This is a genomic window from Streptomyces sp. NPDC006529 (assembly GCF_040611795.1).
Taxonomy (GTDB): Bacteria; Actinomycetota; Actinomycetes; order Streptomycetales; family Streptomycetaceae; genus Streptomyces.
On record NZ_JBEXPB010000004.1, the window covers coordinates 226845 to 248774 of the forward strand.

The 21930-nt window shown below is 74.0% G+C and carries 20 protein-coding genes; 12 read left to right on the forward strand and 8 right to left on the reverse strand.

Going from position 1 to position 21930, the window contains the following annotated elements; genetic code table 11:
• The first annotated feature begins 75 nt into the window (after window positions 1-75).
• The gene (locus ABZY31_RS05900; protein ID WP_356405307.1) at window positions 76-1185 is read left to right on the forward strand and encodes a magnesium and cobalt transport protein CorA; all 1110 of its coding nucleotides are present in this window, start codon (window positions 76-78) and stop codon (window positions 1183-1185) included.
• Here ABZY31_RS05900 and ABZY31_RS05905 read toward each other — a convergent pair.
• Complete coding sequence (locus ABZY31_RS05905; protein ID WP_356405227.1) at window positions 1107-2558, reverse strand: glycosyltransferase family 87 protein; 1452 nt, start codon at window positions 2556-2558, stop codon at window positions 1107-1109. The genes ABZY31_RS05900 and ABZY31_RS05905 overlap by 79 nt on opposite strands.
• A gap of 113 nt (window positions 2559-2671) precedes the next feature.
• Here ABZY31_RS05905 and ABZY31_RS05910 point away from each other — a divergent pair, with 113 nt between their 5' ends.
• The 4 genes from ABZY31_RS05910 (at window position 2672) to ABZY31_RS05925 (ending at window position 5986) form a co-directional block, all read left to right on the forward strand.
• Window positions 2672-3832 (forward strand): molybdopterin-dependent oxidoreductase, encoded by a 1161-nt coding sequence (locus tag ABZY31_RS05910; protein ID WP_356405229.1) that lies wholly within the window; start codon window positions 2672-2674, stop codon window positions 3830-3832.
• Window positions 3832-4356, forward strand: a complete 525-nt coding sequence (locus tag ABZY31_RS05915) for a hypothetical protein (protein WP_356405231.1) — start codon at window positions 3832-3834, stop codon at window positions 4354-4356. Before ABZY31_RS05910 ends, ABZY31_RS05915 begins: the two co-directional genes overlap by 1 nt.
• Window positions 4357-4421: 65 nt before the next feature.
• Window positions 4422-5501: a dihydrodipicolinate reductase gene (locus ABZY31_RS05920; RefSeq protein WP_356405233.1), complete on the forward strand. Its 1080-nt coding sequence runs from the start codon at window positions 4422-4424 to the stop codon at window positions 5499-5501.
• A 5-nt stretch (window positions 5502-5506) separates the two neighbouring features.
• Window positions 5507-5986, forward strand: coding sequence for a carboxymuconolactone decarboxylase family protein (locus tag ABZY31_RS05925; RefSeq protein ID WP_356405309.1), 480 nt, complete (start codon window positions 5507-5509; stop codon window positions 5984-5986).
• 121 nt (window positions 5987-6107) lie between these two features.
• Here ABZY31_RS05925 and ABZY31_RS05930 read toward each other — a convergent pair whose 3' ends face one another.
• From ABZY31_RS05930 to ABZY31_RS05945, 4 genes are all read right to left on the reverse strand, one after another.
• Window positions 6108-7775 carry a GMC oxidoreductase gene (locus ABZY31_RS05930; protein WP_356405235.1) on the reverse strand — a complete coding sequence of 556 codons (1668 nt, stop codon included), beginning with the start codon at window positions 7773-7775 and terminating at the stop codon, window positions 6108-6110.
• Between the two features lie 72 nt (window positions 7776-7847).
• On the reverse strand, window positions 7848-8636 hold the full coding sequence (locus ABZY31_RS05935; protein ID WP_356405237.1) for a methyltransferase domain-containing protein: 789 nt from the start codon (window positions 8634-8636) through the stop codon (window positions 7848-7850).
• Window positions 8633-9274 (reverse strand): DUF2064 domain-containing protein, encoded by a 642-nt coding sequence (locus ABZY31_RS05940; protein ID WP_356405311.1) that lies wholly within the window; start codon window positions 9272-9274, stop codon window positions 8633-8635. The genes ABZY31_RS05935 and ABZY31_RS05940 overlap by 4 nt, the downstream gene beginning before the upstream one ends.
• A gap of 44 nt (window positions 9275-9318) precedes the next feature.
• Window positions 9319-10065 carry a glycosyltransferase family 2 protein gene (locus ABZY31_RS05945; RefSeq protein ID WP_356405239.1) on the reverse strand — a complete coding sequence of 249 codons (747 nt, stop codon included), beginning with the start codon at window positions 10063-10065 and terminating at the stop codon, window positions 9319-9321.
• 123 nt (window positions 10066-10188) lie between these two features.
• On the opposite strand from ABZY31_RS05945, the gene ABZY31_RS05950 reads away from it, so the two are divergent.
• Window positions 10189-10977, forward strand: a complete 789-nt coding sequence (locus tag ABZY31_RS05950; RefSeq protein ID WP_356405240.1) for a response regulator transcription factor — start codon at window positions 10189-10191, stop codon at window positions 10975-10977.
• Entirely contained in the window at window positions 10974-12104 is a 1131-nt protein-coding gene (locus ABZY31_RS05955; RefSeq protein WP_356405242.1) for a HAMP domain-containing sensor histidine kinase, read from the forward strand. Before ABZY31_RS05950 ends, ABZY31_RS05955 begins: the two co-directional genes overlap by 4 nt.
• 216 nt (window positions 12105-12320) lie before the next feature.
• On the opposite strand, the gene ABZY31_RS05960 is transcribed toward ABZY31_RS05955, so the two are convergent.
• Complete coding sequence (locus tag ABZY31_RS05960; protein ID WP_356405244.1) at window positions 12321-13463, reverse strand: NAD-dependent epimerase/dehydratase family protein; 1143 nt, start codon at window positions 13461-13463, stop codon at window positions 12321-12323.
• Between the two features lie 232 nt (window positions 13464-13695).
• On the opposite strand from ABZY31_RS05960, the gene ABZY31_RS05965 reads away from it, so the two are divergent.
• The 3 genes from ABZY31_RS05965 to ABZY31_RS05975 all read left to right on the forward strand — a co-directional run bounded on the left by ABZY31_RS05965 (window position 13696) and on the right by ABZY31_RS05975 (window position 17174).
• Window positions 13696-14046, forward strand: a complete 351-nt coding sequence (locus tag ABZY31_RS05965; protein WP_356405246.1) for a DUF805 domain-containing protein — start codon at window positions 13696-13698, stop codon at window positions 14044-14046.
• Between the two features lie 207 nt (window positions 14047-14253).
• Window positions 14254-16473 (forward strand): NADP-dependent isocitrate dehydrogenase, encoded by a 2220-nt coding sequence (locus tag ABZY31_RS05970; protein ID WP_356405247.1) that lies wholly within the window; start codon window positions 14254-14256, stop codon window positions 16471-16473.
• A gap of 152 nt (window positions 16474-16625) precedes the next feature.
• Window positions 16626-17174: a GNAT family protein gene (locus ABZY31_RS05975; protein ID WP_356405249.1), complete on the forward strand. Its 549-nt coding sequence runs from the start codon at window positions 16626-16628 to the stop codon at window positions 17172-17174.
• 20 nt (window positions 17175-17194) lie between these two features.
• On the opposite strand, the gene ABZY31_RS05980 is transcribed toward ABZY31_RS05975, so the two are convergent.
• A complete protein-coding gene (locus tag ABZY31_RS05980; RefSeq protein ID WP_356405251.1) occupies window positions 17195-17740 on the reverse strand; it encodes a hypothetical protein in 546 nt (181 codons plus the stop codon).
• Between the two features lie 296 nt (window positions 17741-18036).
• On the opposite strand from ABZY31_RS05980, the gene ABZY31_RS05985 reads away from it, so the two are divergent.
• Window positions 18037-19719 (forward strand): glycoside hydrolase family 71 protein, encoded by a 1683-nt coding sequence (locus tag ABZY31_RS05985; protein WP_356405253.1) that lies wholly within the window; start codon window positions 18037-18039, stop codon window positions 19717-19719.
• Window positions 19720-19910: 191 nt separating this feature from the next.
• Window positions 19911-21062 carry an aminotransferase class V-fold PLP-dependent enzyme gene (locus tag ABZY31_RS05990; RefSeq protein ID WP_356405255.1) on the forward strand — a complete coding sequence of 384 codons (1152 nt, stop codon included), beginning with the start codon at window positions 19911-19913 and terminating at the stop codon, window positions 21060-21062.
• Between the two features lie 58 nt (window positions 21063-21120).
• On the opposite strand, the gene cobF is transcribed toward ABZY31_RS05990, so the two are convergent.
• On the reverse strand, window positions 21121-21873 hold the full coding sequence (cobF, locus tag ABZY31_RS05995) for a precorrin-6A synthase (deacetylating) (RefSeq protein WP_356405257.1): 753 nt from the start codon (window positions 21871-21873) through the stop codon (window positions 21121-21123).
• Window positions 21874-21930 lie beyond the last annotated feature (57 nt).

Genomic DNA, 21930 nt, shown 5'->3' on the forward strand with positions numbered 1-21930 from the left:
ACACTGGCGGGCGATCCGCCGAAGAGGGGTACCAGCGTGACGATGTTCAGCAGCCTGCGCACCGGAGGCCTGCGCATGGGAGGACTGCGCATCAACGGTCTGCGCATCAGCGGCCTGCGCAAGGCCGTCCGCCGCGGCTACCGGCGCGCCGTGGACCTCAGCCACCCGGCCAGGTCCCCCCTGGGCAGCGCGGTGGTCAACTGCGTGGTCTACCGCGACGGGGTGCGGCAGGAGGACTGCGCCGACGCCGAGGAGGCGCTGCGCCGCGTCCGCAAGAGCGGCGAGGGCTTCGTCTGGATCGGCCTGCACGAGCCGGACCAGCAGGAGATAGCGGGCCTCGCGGCGCTCTTCGCACTGCACCCGCTGGCCGTGGAGGACGCCGTCCACGCCCACCAGCGGCCCAAGATGCAGCGCTACGACGACACGCTCTTCGCCGTCCTCAAAACGGTCCGCTACGTCGAGCACGAGCAGCTGACCGAGACCAGCGAGGTGGTCGACACGGGCGAGCTGATGGCCTTCGTCGGCCCCGACTTCGTGATCACGGTCCGGCACGGCGGCCACGGCTCCCTCGGCCCGCTGCGCGAGGCCCTGGAACACGACCCCGAGCAGCTCGCCAAGGGCCCCGCGGTGGTCCTGCACGCCATGGTGGACCACCTGGTCGAGGACTACCTCTGCGTCACCGACGCCGTCCAGAACGACATCGACTCCGTCGAGACCACGGTCTTCAGCGAATTCAGCGGCCGCGGCGACGCGGGCCGCATCTACCAGCTCAAGCGCGAACTCCTCGAACTGCGCAGGGCGGTGGCCCCGCTGGACCGCCCCCTGCACCGCCTCGGCACCGAGCCGATGCCGGCCGTCCCCGCCGAGGTGCGCCCGTACTTCCGCGACGTCGCAGACAACCTCACCCGCACCACCGACCAGATCGCCAGCTACGAGGCCCTCCTCGACTCCATCCTCCAGGCCCACCTGGCGCAGGTGACCGTCGCCCAGAACGAGGACATGCGCAAGATCACGGCCTGGGCGGCGATCGTCGCCGTCCCCACCATGGTCTGCGGCATCTACGGCATGAACTTCGACCACATGCCGGAACTCCACTGGACCTACGGCTACCCCGCCGTCCTCCTGCTCATGGCCGCTTCCTGCTTCGCCATCCACCGCGGCTTCCGCCGCAACGGCTGGCTCTGACCGCCCGCCCGGTACCGCACCGCCGTGCCCGTCAGGGCTGCGGTGGCGGCCAGGGCGTAGGCGGTGGTGGGGGTGGCCGGGCCCAGGGCGGTGGGGGCGGCGGCCACGTAGGACGCGGCGCCCGCCAGGGCGGTGGGGAGCCATTCCCAGCGGCCGTCCAGGGCCACCAGGGCGATCAGGAGCAGGGCGTACCAGGAGTAGCCCGGGGTCAGGAGGAGGAACGCCGTGCCCGTGACCAGGAGCGAGCCGTGCCAGGGGCGGGCCGGGTCGCCGCGGCGCCAGACGTGGGCGGTCACCGCGAGGAGGACGAGGGCCACGGCCGGCAGGGACCAGGAGTCCGGCAGGACCAGGCGCAGCAGGGCGTAGCGGCCCTTGGCGGCGGGGTCGTCGTAGCCCTCCTCCTCGGCGTAGCCGCCCAGGTACCCGAAGACGGAGGAGCGGGAGGCCAGCACGTAGGGGAGGTAGGTGAGGGCCACCACCCCGGCGGCCGGGAGCAGCAGGGCCGCCGCGTCGCGCCACCGGCGTACGCCGGACAGCGCGCCCGGCAGCAGCACGGCGGGCAGCATCTTCGCCGCGACGGCCAGGCCGAACAGGGCTCCGCCGAGGGCCCGGCGGCGGGTGACCAGCCCGAGGGCGGCTACCGACAGGAGCACCGCGAGGACGTCGGCGTGCGCGTTGTTCACCGCCTCGACGGGTACCGCGGGGCACCACGCCCAGTAGGCGGCGCGGCGCGGGTCCGCGCCCCGGCGGCGCAGGACGAGCAGCAGGAAGGCCGTCACGGACACGGCCAGCAGGGCGCCGCCGGCCTGGAGCGCCTTGTGCCGTACGCCGGGCGGGGACAGGGCGTGCACCAGGAGGAAGTAGCCCTCGGCCACGGGCGGGTAGATCGTGTGGACCCGGGGCCGGTTGATCCGTGTGCACACCCCGGGGGCGACCGCGTCCCGGTCCGGTCCGGCGCAGGCGGCGGCGCCGCGCGGGAACAGCCAGTCGTCCCGCAGCCGCGCGAGCGCGGGATCGGCCGGGGCGTGGTCGTACGGGGAGGTTCCGGCGGCCTGCACGCGCCCGTCCCAGGCGTACCGGAAGGAGTCGGTGCTCGTCCGCGGCGGGGCGGCCAGGCCGGTGGCGGCCACGGCGACGGCGCCCGCCAGGACCAGCGGCGCGATGTACCGGGCGGGCACCGCGCGCAGGGCCACCACGGCCAGCGCGAAGAGGGTCCAGGAGACGGCGTACCACCAGGTCAGCCCCGCCTGGTCGGTGAAGAAGCCGTCCTTGCGGACCGTGGCGAGGAGCGCCGCCACGAGCGTGCAGAGGAGGGCGGGGGCCAGGGCGGGGAGAACGAGCGCGCGGGCGGTGGCGGGGCGGGGGCCGGTCATGGGGTCAGCCTGGCAGCGGGAGCGGTCCCGGCGGGGGCGGCCGGGCCCGGCGTCCGCGTTTCGTAAGGTGTCGAAACCCCCGTCCGGCGGCCCGTGGGGCTGTGATGGACGGTATGACCGCACCGACCCGGCGCCGGGACCGCCTGCCGCGCCCGCGCCCGCCCGCCTTCTCCGGCCGACTGCACGACGCCCGTACCGCCACCGCTGTCGGCCGCTGGCTCGGCGGGGCCTTCGCGGTGTGCTTCGTGACGGGGCTGATCAGCCACTACCTCCAGCACCCGCCGTCCTGGGCGGCGGACCGGCTGCCGGTCCGTCCGGTGTGGGGGTACGCGCTCAGCCAGGGGCTGCACGTCGGCGCCGGGATCGCCGCGCTCGTGCTGCTCCTGGTCAAACTGTGGGCGGTGTATCCGCGGCTGTTCGTCTGGCCGCCGGTGCGCTCGGTGCGGCACGGGCTGGAGCGGCTCTCGGTGGCGCTGCTGGTCGCGGCCGCCGTCTTCGAACTGTTCAGCGGGCTGCTCAACATCGCCGAGTGGTACCCCTGGCCCTTCTCGTTCGTGCCGGTGCACTTCGCCGTCGCGTGGGTGGCGATCGGCTCCGTCCTGCTGCACGTCGCCGTCAAAGCGCCCGAGATCAGGGCCCATTGGAGCCGCACCTCGACCGGGACCCTCGAACTCCCCGCCCAGGACGGCCCCGACCGGCGGTCCCTGATGCTCGGTCTCGGCGCGGCGGTCGGCGCGGTCACGCTGACCACCGCGGGCCAGTCCTTCACCCCCCTCGCCGCCCTGGACCTGCTGGCTCCGCGCCACCCCGGGTACGGGCCGCAGGGCCTGCCCGTGAACCGTACGGCGGCGGCCGCCGGGGTGGACGCGCGGACGCTGGGGGACTGGCGGCTGGAGGTGCGCGGACCCGTCCCGTACCGCCTCACCCGTGCCCAACTCCTCGCGCTCCCGCAGACGTCGGCGAGGCTGCCGATCGCCTGCGTCGAGGGCTGGAGCGTGGACGCGCACTGGGGCGGCGTGCGGGTACGGGACCTGCTGGAGCGGGCCGGAGCCCCGCCCGGCGCGGCCGTCCGGGTCACCTCGCTGGAGGCGGGCGGGGCGTACCGGGTGATGGAGATGGGGGGTGAGTACGCCCGGGACCCGCTCACCCTGCTCGCCCTGACCCTGAACGGGCAGCCGCTCTCGCCCGACCACGGGTTCCCGGCCCGGATCATCGCGCCGAACCGGCCCGGGGTGCTCCAGACCAAGTGGGTCGCCCTGCTGGAGGTGCTGTGATGAGGTCCCGGAGCATCCCCCGGTACCTGCTCGGGGCGCTCGGGCTGGTGCTGATCGCCGTCGGGGTCCGGCAGGTCCTGGCGCTGCCCGACCCGCTGGACGTGGTGATCTGGCTCGGCGGAGGGCTCGTGCTGCACGACGGGATCATCGCCCCGCTGGTCTTCCTGGTGGGGCTGGTCCTGGCCGCCGCGGGCTCGGGCGCGGTACGCCTCGCGCCCGGGAGGTGGCCGGGCCCGTGGTCCCAGGGGACGCGGGGGCTCGTACGCGGCGCGCTGCTCACCGGGGGAGCGCTCGTCCTGATCACGCTGCCGCTGCTGCTGCGCCCCGGCGCGCCGCCCAACTCCTCGGCGCTGCCGCTCCCGTACGGACGCAACCTGCTGATCGTGCTCGGCGCGGTGCTCGCCGTCACGGCGGCCGCGGCCGGGTACCGCGCCGTCCGCCGGCCGCGCCCCGGCAGCACGGCCGACGGCGCGGGCGCCACGGCGGGCGGGACAACGGACGGGGAGACGAGCGCGCAGGACTGAAACTCGTTCTGGTTTTGCGGGTCGCGGCCCTAGGAACCTGCAGGCCCGCTCGCTACCCTCCGCGCATGATTTCCACGGTTGTCTGGGGTACCGGCAACGTCGGCCGCGCGGCCATCCGTGCCGTCGAGGCCCACCCGGCCCTGAAACTCGCCGCTGTGCTCGTCCACGATCCCGCCAAGGTCGGCCGCGACGCCGGTGAACTGGCGGGTCTCGACCGCGCCCTCGGCGTCCCCGCGACGGACGACACCGCAGCCGTCCTGGCCGCCGGGCACCGCGCCGTCGTGTACGCGGCCTCCGGAGACGTCCGCCCCGATGGCGCCCTCGACGACATCGTCCGGGCGGTCCGCTCCGGGGCGGTCGTCGTCAGCCCGGCCCTCTACCCGCTCTACGACCACCGCAGCGCGCCGCCCGAGTTCCGCGACCCCGTGCTCGCGGCGGTCGCCGGGGGCGGCGGCTCGTTCTTCGCCTCGGGCGTCGACCCCGGCTGGGGCAACGACGTACTGCCCCTGCTGATCAGCGGACTCGGCACCACCGTGGACGCGATCCGCTGCCAGGAGATCTTCGACTACTCCACCTACGACCAGCCGGACTCCGTCCGCAACCTCGTCGGCATGGGGATGCCGATGGACGTCGAACCGATGATGCTCGTGCCGTCGGTCCCCACCATGGTGTGGGGCGGCCAGATACGGATGATGGCCCGGGCCCTCGGCGTCGAGCTCGACGAGATCCGCGAGACCTCGCAGCGGCGCGCGCTGGAGACGACCGTACGGACCGCCACCATGGGCGAGTTCGAGGCCGGCACCCAGGGCGCCATCCGCTTCGAGGTGCAGGGGATCGTCGAGGGCGAACCCCGCATCGTCATCGAGCACGTCACCCGGATCCACCCCTCCTGCGCCCCGGACTGGCCCACCCCGCCCGACGGCGCCGGAGCGCACCGCGTCGTCATCGAGGGCCGCCCCCGCATCGAGGTCACCATCGAGTGCACCGACGAGGGCGAGAACCGCTCGGCGGGCGGCAACGCCACCGCCGTGGGGCGGCTGGTGGGGGCCATCGACTGGCTCGTGGCCGCCGACCCGGGCCTCTACGACGCGCTCGACGTGCCGCTGCGCCCGGCAGTCGGCCGACTCGGAAGGAAGCAGTCATGAACGCCCTGCACATCGACATCCCGGAAGGCCAGCACCCGATCGAGTACGTCTGGGGCGACATGGTCCCCGGCATCGGGATGGCCGCCGCCAACTTCTCGCTCTCGGTCTACGCCCACACCACCCTGGGCCTGCGGGAGTTCGAGGCCGCGCGGCTGCGCGTCGCGCAGATCAACGGGTGCGTCTTCTGCCTCGACTGGCGCACCGACCGGGACGGCGAGAAGGTCGACGACGCGTTCGCCGACGCCGTCACCGACTGGCGCACGACGGACGCGTTCGACGAGCGCACCCGGCTCGCCGCCGAGTACGCCGAGCGCTACACCCTCGATCACCACGGTCTCGACGAGGAGTTCTGGGACCGGATGAAGGCGTCGTACACGCAGGTCGAGATCGTCGAGCTGAGCATGAGCATCGGCTCCTGGCTGGCCTTCGGCCGGCTCAACCACGTCCTCGGCCTCGACAGCGTCTGCGTGCTGCCCGGCCGGTGACGCGCACGCCGGGGGAGCGGGAGCGGGACCGGTGAAGCGCACGAGGTGCGGGGCCGACCGGTGGCGTCCGGTCGGCCCCGCACCCTTCGCGCGTCGGGGCGCATCGGCGGCCGCCGCCGGGTCACAGGTCCGTGGCGATGATCTTCTCGATGTTGCGCTCGGCGAGCGCGGTGATGGTCACGAACGGGTTGACGCTGGTGTTGCCGGGGATCAGCGCTCCGTCGATGACGTACAGACCGGGGTGCCCGTGCAGCCGCCCGTAGTTGTCGGTGGCCTTGTCCAGGACGGCCCCGCCGAGCGGGTGGTAGGTGAGGTGGTCCCCCCAGATTTTGTAGGTGCCGAAGAGGTCGGTCCGGTAGATCGTCCCCTCCTTCGAATTGATCTTGTCGAAGATGGTCTTGGCCATGTCGATGGCCGGCTGCTTCCAGGCCGTCTGCCAGTCCAGGTCCACGTTCCCCGTACCGGCGTTGTAGCTGAACTGCGCCCGGTGGGGGTTCTTGGTGATCGACAGGTAGAAGGAGGCGTACGTCTCGATGCCGGTGGGCAGCGGCGCCACCTCGGCGAACGCCCCGCCCGCGGCCCAGTTGTCGATGCCGCCGCAGGGGATGGTCGCCTGGAGCTTCCCCGTCGGGTCCCACATGTGGTTGGCGCGGCCGCACATGACGTTGCCGTTGTCGCCCCAGCCCTTGCCCACCTCGTCGTTGAGGTTCGGCAGCAGACCGGTGGCCTTGAGCTTCACGAGGAGTTTGCTGGTGCCGACGCTGCCCGCGGCGAAGAACACCTTCGCGGCGGTGACGCTCTTGGTGGCGACGGCGGCGCCGGTGGTGTCCAGTTGCTGCATGACGACGGTGTAGCCGCCACCGGCCGAGGGGGAGACGGTGGTGACCTTGTGGAGCGGCGAGATGGAGACCTTGCCGGTGGCCTTCGCGGCCGCGATGTAGGTCTTCTGGAGGGATTTCTTGCCGTTGTTGTTGCCGTAGAGGATCTCCCCGTCCAGCGCCGACTTGGTGGCGGTGCCCGCCGCCTCCCTCTTCATGTAGTCCCAGTCGTACACGTCGGGCACGAAGACGAAGGGGAAGTTGGAGCGCTGCGCGTGCTTGCGGCCGACCCGGGCGAACTGGTAGCAGTCCACCGTGTCGAACCACGCCGGGTCGATGAGGCCCACTCCCAGCCCGGCGTTGGCGCGCGGGTAGTAGGTCGTGTACATCTCGTCGGCGTTGACGGTCGGGAGCACGGCGGCGAAGTTCTCGCGCTTGGGCGTGACCGCCATGCCACCGTTGACCAGCGAACCGCCGCCGACGCCGCGGCCCTGGTAGACCGTGATGCCCGCGAAGTCCTCCGCGTCGAGGATGCCGGTGTACTTGGGGATGTCCTTGTCGATCGGGAACCCGAGGAAGTAGTTCAGCGGAGCCTTGGTCCGGGTGCGCAGCCAGTACGACCGCTGGTCCGGGTTGAGCGTGTTGCAGAAGATCTTGCCGTCCGGCCCGGGGGTGTCCCAGGCCATTCCCATCTCGACCATCTGTACGTCGACGCCCGCCTGGGCGAGCCGCAGCGCGGCGACGGAGCCGCCGTATCCGGTGCCGATCACCAGCACCGGGACGTGGGCCCCGTCGCTGATCGGTGCGGAGGTGACGGCGGTGGCGGCCGGGGTGGATCCGGCGCTGCGCAGCTGTGCGGCGTTGGCTCGACCGGCGACGGCCATGGCCCCTAGAATGGAACCTGTTCCTGTGATGAATCCGCGACGGGAAAATCCCTTGGATCCCTTGTCGGACATGGTGGAGTCACTCATGTGACCTTCCTCACTCTCGGCGGAGTGAGAACAAGTTCTACTGTCGCTTGCGTGGTAAGTCACTAGATACCTCTAAGTAACTTGCGGTCCGCTCCGCCCCCGTCGGCCCGGTCCCACCACCTGCCCGGACCGCCCGCCGAGCCCTCCGCGCCCGCCGTGCGCGCGCCGTACGAGCCGGACGAAGACCCGGCCCTGCGCGGTCCACCGCTCGGCCGCGGCCCACCCCGCCGCGCCGGCGTACCCGTCCAGCGCGGCGGCGCCGACCCGGGCCCAGGGGAACGGCGGACCCGCCGCCCCGCGGCCGTCGTCGACCCGCACCACGCACCGCTCGTCGAGCCGGTCGGCCCGCGGCCGGGCGCCCGCCGCGCACTCGACGATCAGCGCGCCGCCCGGGGACGCCACCCCGGCGAGGCGCCCCAGCAGCGAGGCCGGGTCCCCGCCGATGCCGATGTTCCCGTCGATGAGCAGCGCGGTGTCCCAGCGGCCCTCCCCGGGCAACGGCTCGAAGACCGAGCGGTGCAGCGCCGCTCCGCCCGAACGCGTCGTACGGGCCACCGCCTCCGGGCTCACGTCGATGCCCAGCGCCCGGTGGCCCCGTACGGCGAGCGCCGCGACCAGCCGGCCGGGTCCGCAGCCGATGTCCAGGGTCGCGCCGCGGCAGCGGTCCAGCACCGTCCGGTCCGCCGGGCCGGGCGCCCCGCACCAGCGCTCCACGTCCAGCGGCAGCAGCCGGCCGTCGCCGCTCCGCAGGAAGAGGGGGCCGCGGCCGCTGCGCAGGGCCGCGGTGTACGGATCGGCCGTCCAGGCCGCCGCCGCCGCCCCGCCGCCGCTCCCCACGGTGTCGACGTCGAGGGCGCTCATGAACGGACCGCCGTGTCCGCGGCGGCCGCCCCCGCCGTCAACGTCCCGTACAGGGCCGCGAACCGGCCCCCCGGAGCCTCGGCCGCCACCAGCCGGGCGTCCTCGCCGCCGTCCACGTCGCGCAGCAGCGGCAGCCGTCCCACCCGCAGGCCGGCCGCGCGCAGCCGCTCCTCCTGCGCCGCGCCCGTCTCGGGCACGGACATCGGGACGCCGCGCAGCAGCCGGGGGTCCGGCGCGGCCAGCCCGAGGGCCCAGAACCCGCCGTCGACCGCGGGTCCGAACCATGCGTCGTACGTCGCCCAGGCCTGCGGACCGGTCGCGCGGGCCAGCAGCTCCGGCGTGACCTGAGGCGTGTCCATGCCGATCAGGAGCGCGGGCCCGGCGCACCCCGCGAAGGCGGCCGCCAGCCGCTCGTCCAGCGTTCCGGCGCACTGCGGCACCACCTCGAAACCGGGCGGCAGCCACGGCCCCGGCCGCCCGTCGAGCACCAGCACCCGCCGCGCGGCCGGGGTCGCGGCCACCGCGTCGAGCGTGTCGGCGAGCGAGGCCCGCGCCAGCGCGGCGGCCTCGGCCGGGCTGAACGGCGGGGTGAGCCGGGTCTTCACCCGACCCGGCAGCGGCTCCTTGGCGATCACCATCAGCGTGGTGCCCGCCGGCCCGCCCGCGGCCCGGGCGGTCCCGGTCACAGCGAGGCCCCGGCGCCGGTGGACGCAGAGCCCGAGGCGCTGAGCGGAGGTTCGGCCAGGACCCGGCTCATGTCGTGCACGGCCTGCCAGGTGCCCCGCCAGGTCCCGGTCACCTTCGACTTCCCCGCACGCGGCAGGTACGGCACGTCCACCTCCCGGATCCGCCAGCCCGCGTCGGCCGCCCGGACCACCATCTGCAGCGGATAGCCGCTGCGCCGGTCGCTCAGCTCAAGGCTCAGCAGCTCCGTCCGCCGCCCGGCCCGCATCGGGCCCAGGTCGCGCAGGGCCAGGCCGGTCCGGCGGCGCAGCAGCCGGGCCAGCGCGATGTTCCCGGCCCGCGCGTGCAGCGGCCAGGCACCGAGGCCGCGGGGGCGGCGGCGCCCGAGCACCAGGTCGGCCTCACCGGCGGCGACGGAGGTGGCGAACCCCGCCAGCAGCCCCGGATCGAGGGAGGCGTCGCCGTCGCAGAAGCAGACGACGTCCGCCTCCGCGGCGAGCAGCCCGGCATGGCAGGCGGCGCCGAAACCCCGCCGGGACTCGGTCACCACCGTGGCGCCCAGCGCCCGGGCGATCTCGGCGGAACCGTCCGTGGAACCGTTGTCCACGACCAGGGCGCGCCAGCCCGCCGGGATGCGGGCGAGGACCCAGGGCAGCGCCTCGGCCTCGTTCAGACAGGGAAGGACGACGTCCACGGAGGGGGGCGTCGCGGGCAGGGGGGCCGCGGTTGCTGAGTCTGCTGTCACGGGTTTCACCGTAGGAACGACAGGGCCGCGAAAGGGCCATCGACTCCTTACGAAACGCGGACGTCACCCCTGCCGGGGGGACCGGCGGCTCCGCCGGGGGACCGCTGGTGGGAGGCTGGACGCATGAGCCTGGACCCCCCGTCGCCGCCCCCGCCCGTGTCCGTGTCCGGCGCCGCGCCGCCCGGCGACACGGCCGGCCGGATCCTCGTCGTGGACGACGACCCGACCGTCGCCGAAGTCGTCAGCGGCTACCTGCACCGCGCCGGGTACGCCGTGGAGCTCGCCGCGGACGGCCCCGCCGCCCTGGCCCGCGCCGAGCGCCACCGGCCCGACCTGGTCGTCCTCGACCTGATGCTGCCCGGCATCGACGGGCTGGAGGTGTGCCGCCGGCTGCGCGCGACCGGGCCGGTACCGGTGATCATGCTCACCGCGCGCGGCGACGAGGACGAGCGGATCGCCGGCCTGGAAGTCGGCGCGGACGACTACGTCACCAAGCCCTTCAGCCCGCGCGAACTCGTGCTGCGGGTCACCTCCGTCCTGCGGCGCAGCCGCGCGGCCGACCGGGCCGCCGGTCCGGATACCCCGGCTGCCGCGCCGCCGGTGCTCGCGGGCGCCGGGCTCGCGCTCGACCCGGCGACCCACCGGGCCACCAAGCACGGAGCCGAACTGGCCCTGACCCTGCGCGAGTTCGATCTGCTCGCGCATTTCCTGCGGCACCCCGGGCGGGCGATCGGCCGCGAGGACCTGATGCGGGAGGTGTGGGGCTGGGACTTCGGTGACCTGTCCACCGTCACCGTGCACGTCCGGCGGCTGCGCGCGAAGATCGAGGACGATCCCGGCAGCCCCCGGCTGATCCAGACCGTGTGGGGCGTCGGCTACCGCTTCGATGCCGGGACCGAGGGGGCGCGGTGAAGGACATCGCGCTCATCGCGCTCTTCGCCCTCGGCGGCGCCGCCTGCGCCGGGGTCCTGGGCGCGGCCGTCCTGCGCCTGGTCCGCCACCGGTCGGTGACCGTGTCCCTGACCGTCGTCGGAGCCGTCACCGTCACCGCCATGCTCGCCGGTACGCTCGCGGTCGCCCAGGCGATGTTCCTCTCCCGGCACGACCTGGGCGTGGTCACCCTGGTCGCCGCGATGGCCGCCGTGGTCTCCCTGGCCACCGCGCTCGTCCTGGGTCGCTGGGTGGTCGCGCGCAGCCGTGAACTCTCGCTGGCCGCACGGGATTTCGGGGACGGGGGCAGCTTCGCGGCGCCGCCGGGGCAGGCGACCGCCGAGCTGGCGGGCCTCTCCCGGGAGCTGGCGGCGACGAGTGCGAAGCTGGCCGCCTCGCGGGAGCGGGAACGGGCGCTGGAGACCTCCCGGCGGGAGCTGGTCGCCTGGATCTCGCACGACCTGCGGACCCCGCTCGCCGGGCTGCGGGCCATGTCGGAGGCGCTGGAGGACGGCATGGCCGCCGACCCGGCGCGTTACCACCGGCAGATCCGCACCGAGGTGGAGCGGCTCAACTCCATGGTCGGGGACCTCTTCGAACTCTCCCGGATCCACGCCGGGGCGCTCGCCCTGACCCCGAGCCGGATGTCGGCGTACGACCTGGTCGGGGACGCGCTGTCGGGGGTGGACCCGCTGGCGCGGGAGCACGGGGTGCGGCTGGTGGGGGAGGACGTGGAGCGGGTGCCGGTCGAGGTGGACGGCAAGGAGATGACCCGGGTGCTGGCGAACCTGCTGATCAACGCGATCCGGCACACCCCGGCCGACGGGACGGTCGCGGTGGCCGCGGAGCGGCGGGGGGACGGGGTGGTGCTGTCGGTCACCGACGGGTGCGGGGGGATCCCGGCGGAGGATCTGGCGCGGGTCTTCGACACGGGGTGGCGGGGGACCGCGGCGCGGACGCCTCCGGCGGGGGCGGGGCCGGTGCCGCCCGCGGGGGCGGGGCTGGGGCTGGCCATCGTGCGGGGGATCGTGGAGGCGCATGCGGGGCGGGCGGAGGTGCGGAACGTTCCCGGGGGGTGTCGGTTTGAGGTGACCCTGCCGTTGCGCTAGCGCTGGCCGGGTGGGGTGGGGTGGGGTGGGGTGGGGTGGGGGTGGGGCGGGGGCCCCGGGTCCGCTGGGTCCGCGGGGTGCCCGGGGTGCCCGGGTGCGGGTCGAGTGCGGGGGCTCCGCCCCCGGGCCCCCGCGCCTCAAACGCCGGTGGGGCTGGTTGCCTCAAGCGCCGGCGGGGCTGGGGTCGCCTCAAACGCCGGCGGGGCTGGAGTCGCCTCAAGCGCCGGCGGGGCTGGGTTTGGCCGGGCTGGAGTGGTTGCCTGCGGGGCTGGAGCGGTCGGCCATGGGGCTGGGTTCAGGGGTGGGGGTGGCCGAGGGGCGTTGGGGGGCGTGGGCGAATTCCGTCATGCCCGTCGTGAAGGTGGTTTCGGGGTGCCAACCGAGGTCCTGGCGCAGGCGGCGGGAGTCCGCCGTGATGTGGCGGACGTCGCCGAGGCGGAACTCGCCCGTCACCACGGGGGCCGGGCCGCCGTGGGCGGTGGCCAGGGCCGTGGCCATCTCGCCCACCGTGTGCGGGTCCCCGCTGCCGGTGTTGTAGGCGACCGCCGTGCCCGGGGGCCGGGAGCCGACCGCCTCCAGGGCCGTCACGTTCGCCTCGGCGACGTCCCGGACGTGGACGAAGTCGCGCCGCTGGGCGCCGTCCTCGTACACGCGGGGCTCCTCGCCGCGGGCCAGCGAGGAGCGGAAGAAGGACGCCACCCCCGCGTACGGGGTGTCGCGCGGCATGCCCGGACCGTACACGTTGTGGTAGCGCAGGGACATCGAACGGCCGTCCGCACAGCGGGTCCAGGACGCCGCCAGGTGTTCCTGGGCGAGCTTCGTGGTCGCGTACACGTTGCGCGGGTCGGCCGGGGCGTCCTCGTCGACCAGACCCGGCGTCAGTTCCGCGCCGCAGGAAGGGCAACGGGGTTCGAAGCGGCCCGCGCGCAGGTCCGCCGCGCGCCGCGGGGCCGGGCGCACCACGCCGTGCGCGGGGCAGTCGTAGCGCCCCTCGCCGTAGACGACCATCGAGCCGGCCAGCACCAGATCGCGCACCCCCGCCGAGGCCATCTCGGCCAGCAGCACCGCCGTGCCCAGGTCGTTGCAGCCGACGTACGCGGGCGCGTCCGCGAAGTCCTTGCCGAGGCCCACCATCGCGGCCTGGTGGCACACCGCGTCCACCCCGCGCAGGGCCTCCCGCACGGCCGCGGCGTCCCGCACGTCGGCCCGTACGAACTCCGCGTCGGGCAGCTCCGGGGGCCCGGGGTGCGCGGCGGGCAACAGCGCGTCCAGCGCCACCGGATCGTGGCCTCGGCGCCGCAGCGCCCCGACGATGTGCGAGCCGATGAATCCGGCTCCGCCTGTGACGAGTACTCGCATGGGCCGGACGCTACGGAGCCGCGGGCCCCAACGGGGCGCCACGCGCCCGCCGTAAGAATTCCGTCACCCGGAAGTGCCGCCCGTAAACATGGTTTTTGGCCGGGGAACGCCTTGAAATAGGCTCTTAATACGTCTTGTGTGATGGCTTGACCGCAACGTAAAGGGGGCATAAGTTCTGCCCCGGCTTGCTCCACCAGGACGGGCCGCCAAAACCCGTCCTTTGGGGGGACACATGCACTGGTACACCGATGTGCTCAAGCGCTACATCGACTTCTCCGGCCGCTCGCGCCGCCAGGAGTACTGGATGTTCGTCCTGTTCAACATGATCGCGCTGATCATCGTTGCGGTCGTCGACAACCTGCTGGGCACCTACCCGCTGCTCTACGGCATCTACGCGCTGGCCGTCCTGCTGCCGGGCCTCGGCGTCGCGGTCCGCCGTCTCCACGACACCGGCAAGTCCGGCTGGTGGATGCTCATCGCCCTGATCCCGCTCGTCGGCGGCATCTGGCTGCTCGTCCTCATGGCCAGCGAGGGCAACCCGCAGCCGAACCAGTACGGCCCGAACCCGAAGCTCGCTGTCTGAGGTTCCCCCGGCGCCACGCCGAGAGCGCCGTGTCCGACGTATCCCGTCGGGCGCGGCGCTCTCGCCGTTCCCGGCGCTCCCACCAGGGGTGACGCGTGTCTCGCCGAAGCCGGAGCGGGGGGCTGTCGGAGCAGGCCCGATCACGAGATATCTTGATGTCGAGCAATGTTGCAGACGAGAGACGCAGACTGTGGAGCGGAGCATCCGGTGACTGACTCGACCATCATCTACACGCACACTGACGAGGCCCCGGCCCTGGCCACCCATTCGTTCCTGCCCGTGATCCAGGCGTACGCCTCGACCGCCGGCGTGCGCGTGGAGACGCGGGACATCTCGCTGGCCGGCCGGATCATCGCGAGCTTCCCCGAGCGTCTCCAGGAGGACCAGCGCATCGAGGACGCCCTCGCCGAGCTGGGCGAGCTGGCCAAGACCCCGGGCGCGAACATCATCAAGCTGCCCAACATCTCGGCCTCGATCCCGCAGCTCAAGGCCGCGGTCGCCGAGCTCCAGGGCCAGGGCTACGCGCTTCCGGACTACCCGGACGACCCGAAGACCGACGAGGAGCGCGAGACCCGCGCCCGCTACGACAAGATCAAGGGCAGCGCCGTCAACCCGGTCCTGCGCGAGGGCAACTCCGACCGCCGCGCCCCCGCCTCGGTCAAGAAGTACGCGCAGGCGCACCCGCACCGCATGGGTGCCTGGACCCCCGAGTCGAAGACCAACGTCGCCACCATGGGCGCCGACGACTTCCGCTCCACCGAGAAGTCCGCCGTCATCGCCGAGGCCGGCACCCTGCGCATCGAGTTCGTCGCCAAGGACGGCGCGACCACCGTCCTGCGCGAGTCCGTACCGGTGCTCGCCGGTGAGGTCGTGGACGCCTCCGTCATGCGCGTCGACGCGCTGCGCACCTTCCTCAACGGCCAGATCGAGCGTGCCAAGGCCGAGGGCGTGCTCTTCTCCGTGCACCTCAAGGCCACGATGATGAAGGTCTCCGACCCGATCGTCTTCGGCCACGTCGTCCGCGCCTTCTTCCCGAAGACCTTCGCGCGCTACGGCGAGACCCTCGCCGCCGCCGGCCTGTCCCCGAACGACGGCCTCGGCTCCATCCTGAACGGCCTGGGCGCGCTGCCCGACGCCGACGCGATCAAGGCCTCCTTCGACGCCGAGATCGCCGAGGGCCCGGCCCTCGCGATGGTCGACTCGGACAAGGGCATCACCAACCTGCACGTCCCGAGCGACGTCATCGTCGACGCCTCCATGCCGGCGATGATCCGCACCTCCGGCCACATGTGGGGCCCGGACGGCGCCGAGGCCGACACGCTCGCCGTCCTGCCGGACAGCAGCTACGCGGGTGTCTACCAGGTCGTCATCGACGACTGCCGCGCGCACGGCGCGTACGACCCGTCCACGATGGGCTCGGTGCCGAACGTCGGCCTCATGGCCCAGAAGGCCGAGGAGTACGGCAGCCACGACAAGACCTTCGAGATCGCCGCCGCGGGCACCGTCCGCCTCGTCGACGCCGAGGGCACCACGGTCCTGGAGCAGGAGGTCGCCGCCGGTGACATCTTCCGCGCCTGCCAGACCAAGGACCTGCCGATCCAGGACTGGGTCAAGCTCGCGGTCACCCGCGCCCGCGCCACCGGCTCCCCGGCCGTCTTCTGGCTGGACGAGACCCGCGCGCACGACGCGCAGCTGATCGCCAAGGTGAAGACCTACCTCGCCGACCACGACACCGACGGCCTGACCATCGAGATCCTGTCGCCGGAGAAGGCCACCGCCTACTCGCTGGAGCGCATCCGCCGCGGCGAGGACACCATCTCGGTGACCGGCAACGTGCTGCGCGACTACCTGACCGACCTCTTCCCGATCCTGGAGCTGGGCACCAGCGCCAAGATGCTGTCGGTCGTCCCGCTGATGAACGGCGGCGGCCTCTTCGAGACCGGCGCCGGCGGCTCCGCCCCCAAGCACGTGCAGCAGCTCGTCAAGGAGAACTACCTCCGCTGGGACAGCCTCGGCGAGTTCCTCGCGCTGGCCGTCTCCTTCGAGCACCTCGCGCAGACCACCGGCAACGCCCGCGCCCAGGTGCTGGCCGACACCCTGGACCGCGCCACCGGCACGTTCCTGGACGAGGACAAGTCCCCGAGCCGCCGCCTCGGCGGCATCGACAACCGCGGCAGCCACTTCTACCTCGCCCTGTACTGGGCGCAGGAGCTGGCCCGCCAGAGCGAGGACAGCGAGCTGGCGGCCGCCTTCGAGCCCCTCGCCAAGACCCTCGGCGAGCAGGAGTCGACGATCGTCGCCGAGCTGATCGCGGTCCAGGGCTCCCCGGCCGACATCGGCGGCTACTTCCACCCCGACGCGGCCAAGGCCACGGCGGTCATGCGTCCGTCCGCGACGCTCAACCAGGCGCTCTCGATCCTGGGCTGATCCACCCCGCGGCCGATGCGCCGGCGGCGCACGCCGCCGCACGCCATCGCACCGCGGCGCACCGCCCCGGCCGGGAACCCCCGGCCGGGGCGGTGGCGCGTCCGCCGGTAATCCTGTTGTGGTCCCTTCCCGCCAGCGACTAGTAATACCGCGTGATCAAAGGACATCTGGCCGGGCTGCGCGCCCGCCACCCCGACGACGTGGCCGTCCTGCACGCCGAGCTCTACGACGACGTACCCACCCGCGCCCGGGCCGATTCCCGGCCCTGGCGCCCCCTGTCCGCCACGGGCGGGCACTCCCCGTACGAACCCGCCGCGCCCTCGGAGGACGTCGACTTCTTCTCGGTGGTCGACCTCGGCTCCGGCGAACTCGCCGGCGAGGCCCTGCTCTGGGGCATCGACACCCACAACCGCTGCGCCCACCTCGGCCTGTCCCTGCGGCCCGGCAGCCGCGGCCGCGGGCTCGGGCGGGAGGTGGTCCGGCTCCTGTGCCACCAGGGCTTCACCGTGCGCGGCCTGCACCGCCTCCAGCTGGAGACCCTCGCCGACAACACGGCGATGACCAGGGCCGCGGCCGCGTCCGGCTTCGTCCTGGAGGGCACCTTCCGCCGCTCGGCCTGGGTGTACGGAGCCTTCGCCGACGAGGTGGTCCTCGGCCTGCTGGCCGAGGACTGGACCGCCCCCGACCTCCCGGCCGTCTGACCCGTTTCCGCCCAGCCGCGTCAGAGGCTGTGGATCCGCTCCTGCTCCAGTGCGAGCGGGTGGCGTCCGGCCGCCAGGATCCGCAGCCCCGGCGCGCGGGTGAGCAGGGTCCGCAGCCAGGTCACCGCCTCCGGAGTGAGCCGGTCGGAGCCGTCCAGGACGAGCAGCATGTCCCGCTCCGCGAGCCACGAGGCGGCCTGCGCCGATCCGTGGGGCACGGACGCCCGGCCGGGTACGGAGCCCAGCAGGCCCACCAGCTCCCGGACTCCGCAGGCGCGGTCGAGGGTGACGACGGCCACCCCGTCGCAGAAGTTGGACGCGAGGCGGCGGCCCATCTCCCGCACCAGCAGGCTCCGCGGCGCGCCGAACCCTCCGGTCACCGTCAGCACCCGCCCCCGCCGGACGGTGGTGAGCAGCCGGGACAGCTCGGCGGAGGTCGCGGGAAGCGTCCCCGGGGAACCCGGCTCGCGGCCCGGCTCCCGCCCCTGCTCCGCCCGACCCGTGTCCCGCGCCGCTTCGCCGCCGGGCCCCCGTCGGTGTGCCTGATCCCCGTCCCCCATCGGCACGATGCCCCCCTCGCACGCGTGGCCACGCGCGGATCGAGGGTTGGATCGAGCCGCGTGCCGCCGATTATGCGCCAGTGGCGCTCCAGGGCCAGAGGAATTACGCATTCCGGTGGCGTCCCCGCGGAGCCGTCACCGGGGGACCCGCCCGGTCGCCCCTGCGTTCGGCGTAGACGCCGTGGTCCCCGTGACGTACGTGCCCGGCCCGGCCGTCCGGGGAACGGTTGTCCGGATGACGGGAATCCGCTCTACTGCTGTGCAGCCCGGTCCTCGGGCATATTCCGGCGGAGGGAACCAGGATGACAGCGCACCGCCGGAGACGGCCCTTATCCCACCGGCGCCGCGCGGGTCTGCGCGGCGGCCGGGCCCTGCTGGCCGCCCTCGCCGGGGCCTTCCTCCTCGTCGGCGTGTTCGCCGCGACCGGGGTAGCCGGGGACCCCTTCTCCGGCGGATCCCGCGGCGCGCGTCCGGCGCCGGCCATCGGCACGCCCTGGTCCGCCCGGCCCGACCAGCGACCGCCCGCGGCCGACACCTCCGGCAGCGGCGCCGCGGACACCGGCGCCGTCCCCTCCGCACCCGGCGGCGGGGGCGGGGCGGCCGACGGGGACGGCGCGGGACAACGTCCCCCCGGCGCACTGCCGTTCGACCTGCCCGCCCCCGCCGCGCTGCGCTCCGGCAAGAAGCTGGTCTTCGCCCACTACTTCACCCCGTACCCGCTCTCCCTCGACAACGCGAGCGCGGACGGCGACTACTACACCCGCAACTACCTCACCCCGGCGGGGGAGAAGGGCAAGCACGCGCGCTACGGCGGCCTGCTGCGCGACCGGCCGCTGCCCACGGCGCCCAAGAGCGGTGACTGGGAGGCCGCCAACCTCCGCGAAGAGGTGCGCACGGCCGTGGCCGCGGGCATCGACGGTTTCACCCTCGACCTCCTCTCCCTCTCCGGCCCCAACTGGGAGCGCGCCAACCGGCTGATGGAGGCGGCCCGTTCGGTCGACCCGGGCTTCAAGGTCATGCTGATGCCGGACATGACCTCCCTGCGGACCGACGACCCGGCCGTGCTCGCGGACGCCCTCGCCGCGCTCGGCAGGGCCCCCGCCGCCCACCGGCTCGCCGACGGCCGGCTGGTCGTCTCGCCCTTCAAGGCGGAGCAGCAGAGCGCCGCGTGGTGGACCGGGGTGCTGGACCGGCTGAAGTCGAAGCACGGCATCCGGACCGCGTTCGTCCCGCTCTTCCTCGACGCCGGCGCCCACAGCGCGCAGTTCGCGCCGATCAGCTACGGGTTCTCCGAGTGGGGCAGCCGCAGTTACGTCGGCCAGGACGGCGCCGCCGGTGACATCCGGCGGGCGCACGACCTCGGCAAGATCTGGATGCAGCCGGTCTCGGTCCAGGACGCCCGCCCCAACCAGGGGATCTACGACGAGGCGGGCAACACCGCCACCCTGCGCTCCACGTGGACCCACGCCATCGACGACGGCGCCGACTGGGTGCAGCTGACCACCTGGAACGACTACTCGGAGGGCAGCCAGTTCGCCCCCTCCCTGCACAACGGCCACACCTACCTGGACATCTCCTCCTACTACCTCGCGCGGTTCAAGACGGGCGCCTGGCCCGAGATCGTCCGCGACACCCTCTACCTGACCTCCCGCACCCAGTTCGCGGCCGCCGACCCGACCGGCAGCCAGTCCCTGGTGATGTCCCTGCGCAAGGGCAGCGCGGCGCCCCGCGACGCGGTGGAGGTGCTGAGCTTCCTGACCGCGCCCGCCACCGTCCGTACCGCCACCGGCCCGGCGAAGGACGCGTACGAGGCCCCGGCCGGCGTCCACGCCCATCTGCTCGCCCTGCGCCCCGGCACCAGCTCGGCGCGGGTGGTCCGGGACGGGGACTCGCAGACCGCGGTGGAACTGCCGTACCGGGTGGACGGCACGGTCGAGGTGCAGGACCTCCAGTACTACGGGGTCACCAGCGGCCGGACACCCTGAGCGCGCGCCGCGGCGGAACGGCGCGGGGAGCGTGCGCGGGGGCGGCGGACGCTCGGAGCGTGCGCCCGGTGACGCGCCGTCCGCCGTGACGCAATTGGCCCTACCGGAGCACGCGGCCACCGCGCATGATCCGCAGGACAGCACCGCCGCTCCCGCGCGCCCGTCCGTCGCGCCGCACCCCCGGAGGCACCGTGACCGAGCCCACCACCCCGTCCGCCTTCCCCGGCGGGGCCGGACTCTTCCGCCTGGACCCGGACATCGCCCACCTCAACCACGGCTCGTTCGGCGCCGTGCCGATCCCCGTCCAGGACGCCCAGCGGGCCCTGCGCGAGGAGGCGCACGCCGACCCTGACGCCTTCTTCATCGAGGCCCCCGACCGGGTGGCCGCCGCCCGCGCCAGGATCGCCGCCCACCTCGACCCGGGCGCCGACCCGGACGGCATGGCCTTCGTCTCCAACGCCACCGAGGGCGCCAACCTGGCCCTGGCCGCCCTCACGCTCGCCGACGGCGACGAGATCCTGGTCACCGACCACGGCTACGGCACCGTCGTGGAGGCCGCCGCCCGCCGTGCCCCGCTCACCCGGGTCGCCCTCGACCCGTCGCTGCCCGACGAGGACGCCGTGCGCGAAGCCGTCCTGGCCGGACTCACCCCGCGCACCAAGGCGGCCGTCCTGGACCACATCAGCTCGCCCACCGCGCGCGTCATCGCCTCGCCGCGGCTCCTCGCCGACCTCGCCGAGCGCGGGATCACCACCGTCGTCGACGGAGCGCACTCCCTCGGCATGCTCGCCGATCCGCTCGCCGGACGCGCCGACTTCTGGTTCGGCAACCTGCACAAGTGGGGCTACGCACCCTCCGGCAGCGCGATCCTCGCCGTGGCCGACCCGGCGCGCCGGGCCCGGATCCGGCCCCTGGTGCCGTCCTGGGAGGACCACCGGGGCTTCCCGCGCTCGGTGGAGGGCCGGGCCACCGTCGACTACACCGGCTGGCTCGCCGCCCCGGAGGGCCTGGACCTGCTCGCCCGTCTCGACGCCGCCAAGGTACGGGCCCACAACAGCGCGCTGGCCGGCTACGGCGCCGCGCTGCTCGCCGAGGTGCCCGGCCTCGTCCCGCTGCCGTACACCGAGGGCCTCGCCCTGCGCTCCCTGCGCCTGCCGCCGGGGACCGCGGAGACCCAGGAGGGCGCCCGCGCGCTGCGCGAGGAGATCGCGGCGCGGCTGCGGATCCGGGTCCTGGTCTGGCCCTGGCCGGGCGGCGGCGGCATCCGGGTCTGCGGCCAGATCTACAACCGGCCCGAGGAGTACGAGCGCCTCGCGGCCGGACTCCCCGCGCTGTTGGGCTGACGGGGGCGGGACGGGGCGGTGGGCGGGAAGCCCCGCCCACCCGCGTCCGTCCGGCCGGTCAGTTCCGGCGCAGCAGGTACGTGTCCATGATCCAGCCCTTGCGGGCCCGGGCCTCGGTGCGCAGTTCCTCGATCCGCCCGGCCACCTCGGCCAGCTTCCCGGAGACCAGGATCTCGTCCGGGGTGCCGACGTAGGCGCCCCAGTAGATGAAGAGGTCCTGGTCGAGGTGGCGGGTGAAGGCGTGCCGGGCGTCCAGCATCACCACCACGTCGTCCACGTCGGCGGGCCAGCCCTCGGCGAGCCGCCGGCCGGTGGTGATCTGCACGGGCCGGCCGACCCGGTTCAGGTTGGTGCGGTGCCGGGCCAGCAGCGCCGAGACGCTGCTGATGCCGGGGACCACCTCGTGCGCGAACTCCACCCGGCCCCGCTCCAGCACCTCGTCGAGGATGGCGAGGGTGGAGTCGTACAGGGAGGGGTCGCCCCACACCAGGAACGCGCCGGTCTCGCCCTCGGCCAGGTCCTCCGCGATGAACCGCTCGAACAGCTCGGCCCGCGCGCTGCGCCAGCCGTCGACGGTCGGCGCGTAATCGGCCGGGGTGCGGTCCCGGTCCGGGTCGCGGCCCTCCACGAGCCGGTGGTCCGGGCGGGCGTGGGCGTCGAGCATCGCGCGCCGCAGACCCGTCAGGTCCGCCTTCTCCTCGCCCTTCTCCAGGATGAGGAACGCGTGCGCGGCGCCGATCGCCTTCACCGCCTGGAGGGTGAGGTGGTCCGGGTCGCCCGCGCCTATACCGATCACTGAGAACTTCTTCACCGGGCCATTCTGCACGGCACGCCCCGGACCCGGCCCGGCGCCGCCCCCGCGCCCCGG

Excerpts from the sequence above, each read along its gene's own strand:
- ABZY31_RS05930 (WP_356405235.1), bottom strand. The coding sequence starts at position 7,775 with ATGAGTGACTCCACCATGTCCGACAAGGGATCCAAGGGATTTTCCCGT.
- ABZY31_RS05920 (WP_356405233.1), top strand. The coding sequence starts at position 4,422 with ATGATTTCCACGGTTGTCTGGGGTACCGGCAACGTCGGCCGCGCGGCC.
- ABZY31_RS05940 (WP_356405311.1), bottom strand. The coding sequence starts at position 9,274 with ATGGTGATCGCCAAGGAGCCGCTGCCGGGTCGGGTGAAGACCCGGCTC.
- ABZY31_RS05935 (WP_356405237.1), bottom strand. The coding sequence starts at position 8,636 with ATGAGCGCCCTCGACGTCGACACCGTGGGGAGCGGCGGCGGGGCGGCG.
- ABZY31_RS05960 (WP_356405244.1), bottom strand. The coding sequence starts at position 13,463 with ATGCGAGTACTCGTCACAGGCGGAGCCGGATTCATCGGCTCGCACATC.
- ABZY31_RS05900 (WP_356405307.1), top strand. The coding sequence starts at position 76 with ATGGGAGGACTGCGCATCAACGGTCTGCGCATCAGCGGCCTGCGCAAG.
- ABZY31_RS05965 (WP_356405246.1), top strand. The coding sequence starts at position 13,696 with ATGCACTGGTACACCGATGTGCTCAAGCGCTACATCGACTTCTCCGGC.
- ABZY31_RS05985 (WP_356405253.1), top strand. The coding sequence starts at position 18,037 with ATGACAGCGCACCGCCGGAGACGGCCCTTATCCCACCGGCGCCGCGCG.
- ABZY31_RS05915 (WP_356405231.1), top strand. The coding sequence starts at position 3,832 with ATGAGGTCCCGGAGCATCCCCCGGTACCTGCTCGGGGCGCTCGGGCTG.
- ABZY31_RS05950 (WP_356405240.1), top strand. The coding sequence starts at position 10,189 with ATGAGCCTGGACCCCCCGTCGCCGCCCCCGCCCGTGTCCGTGTCCGGC.
- ABZY31_RS05910 (WP_356405229.1), top strand. The coding sequence starts at position 2,672 with ATGACCGCACCGACCCGGCGCCGGGACCGCCTGCCGCGCCCGCGCCCG.
- ABZY31_RS05905 (WP_356405227.1), bottom strand. The coding sequence starts at position 2,558 with ATGACCGGCCCCCGCCCCGCCACCGCCCGCGCGCTCGTTCTCCCCGCC.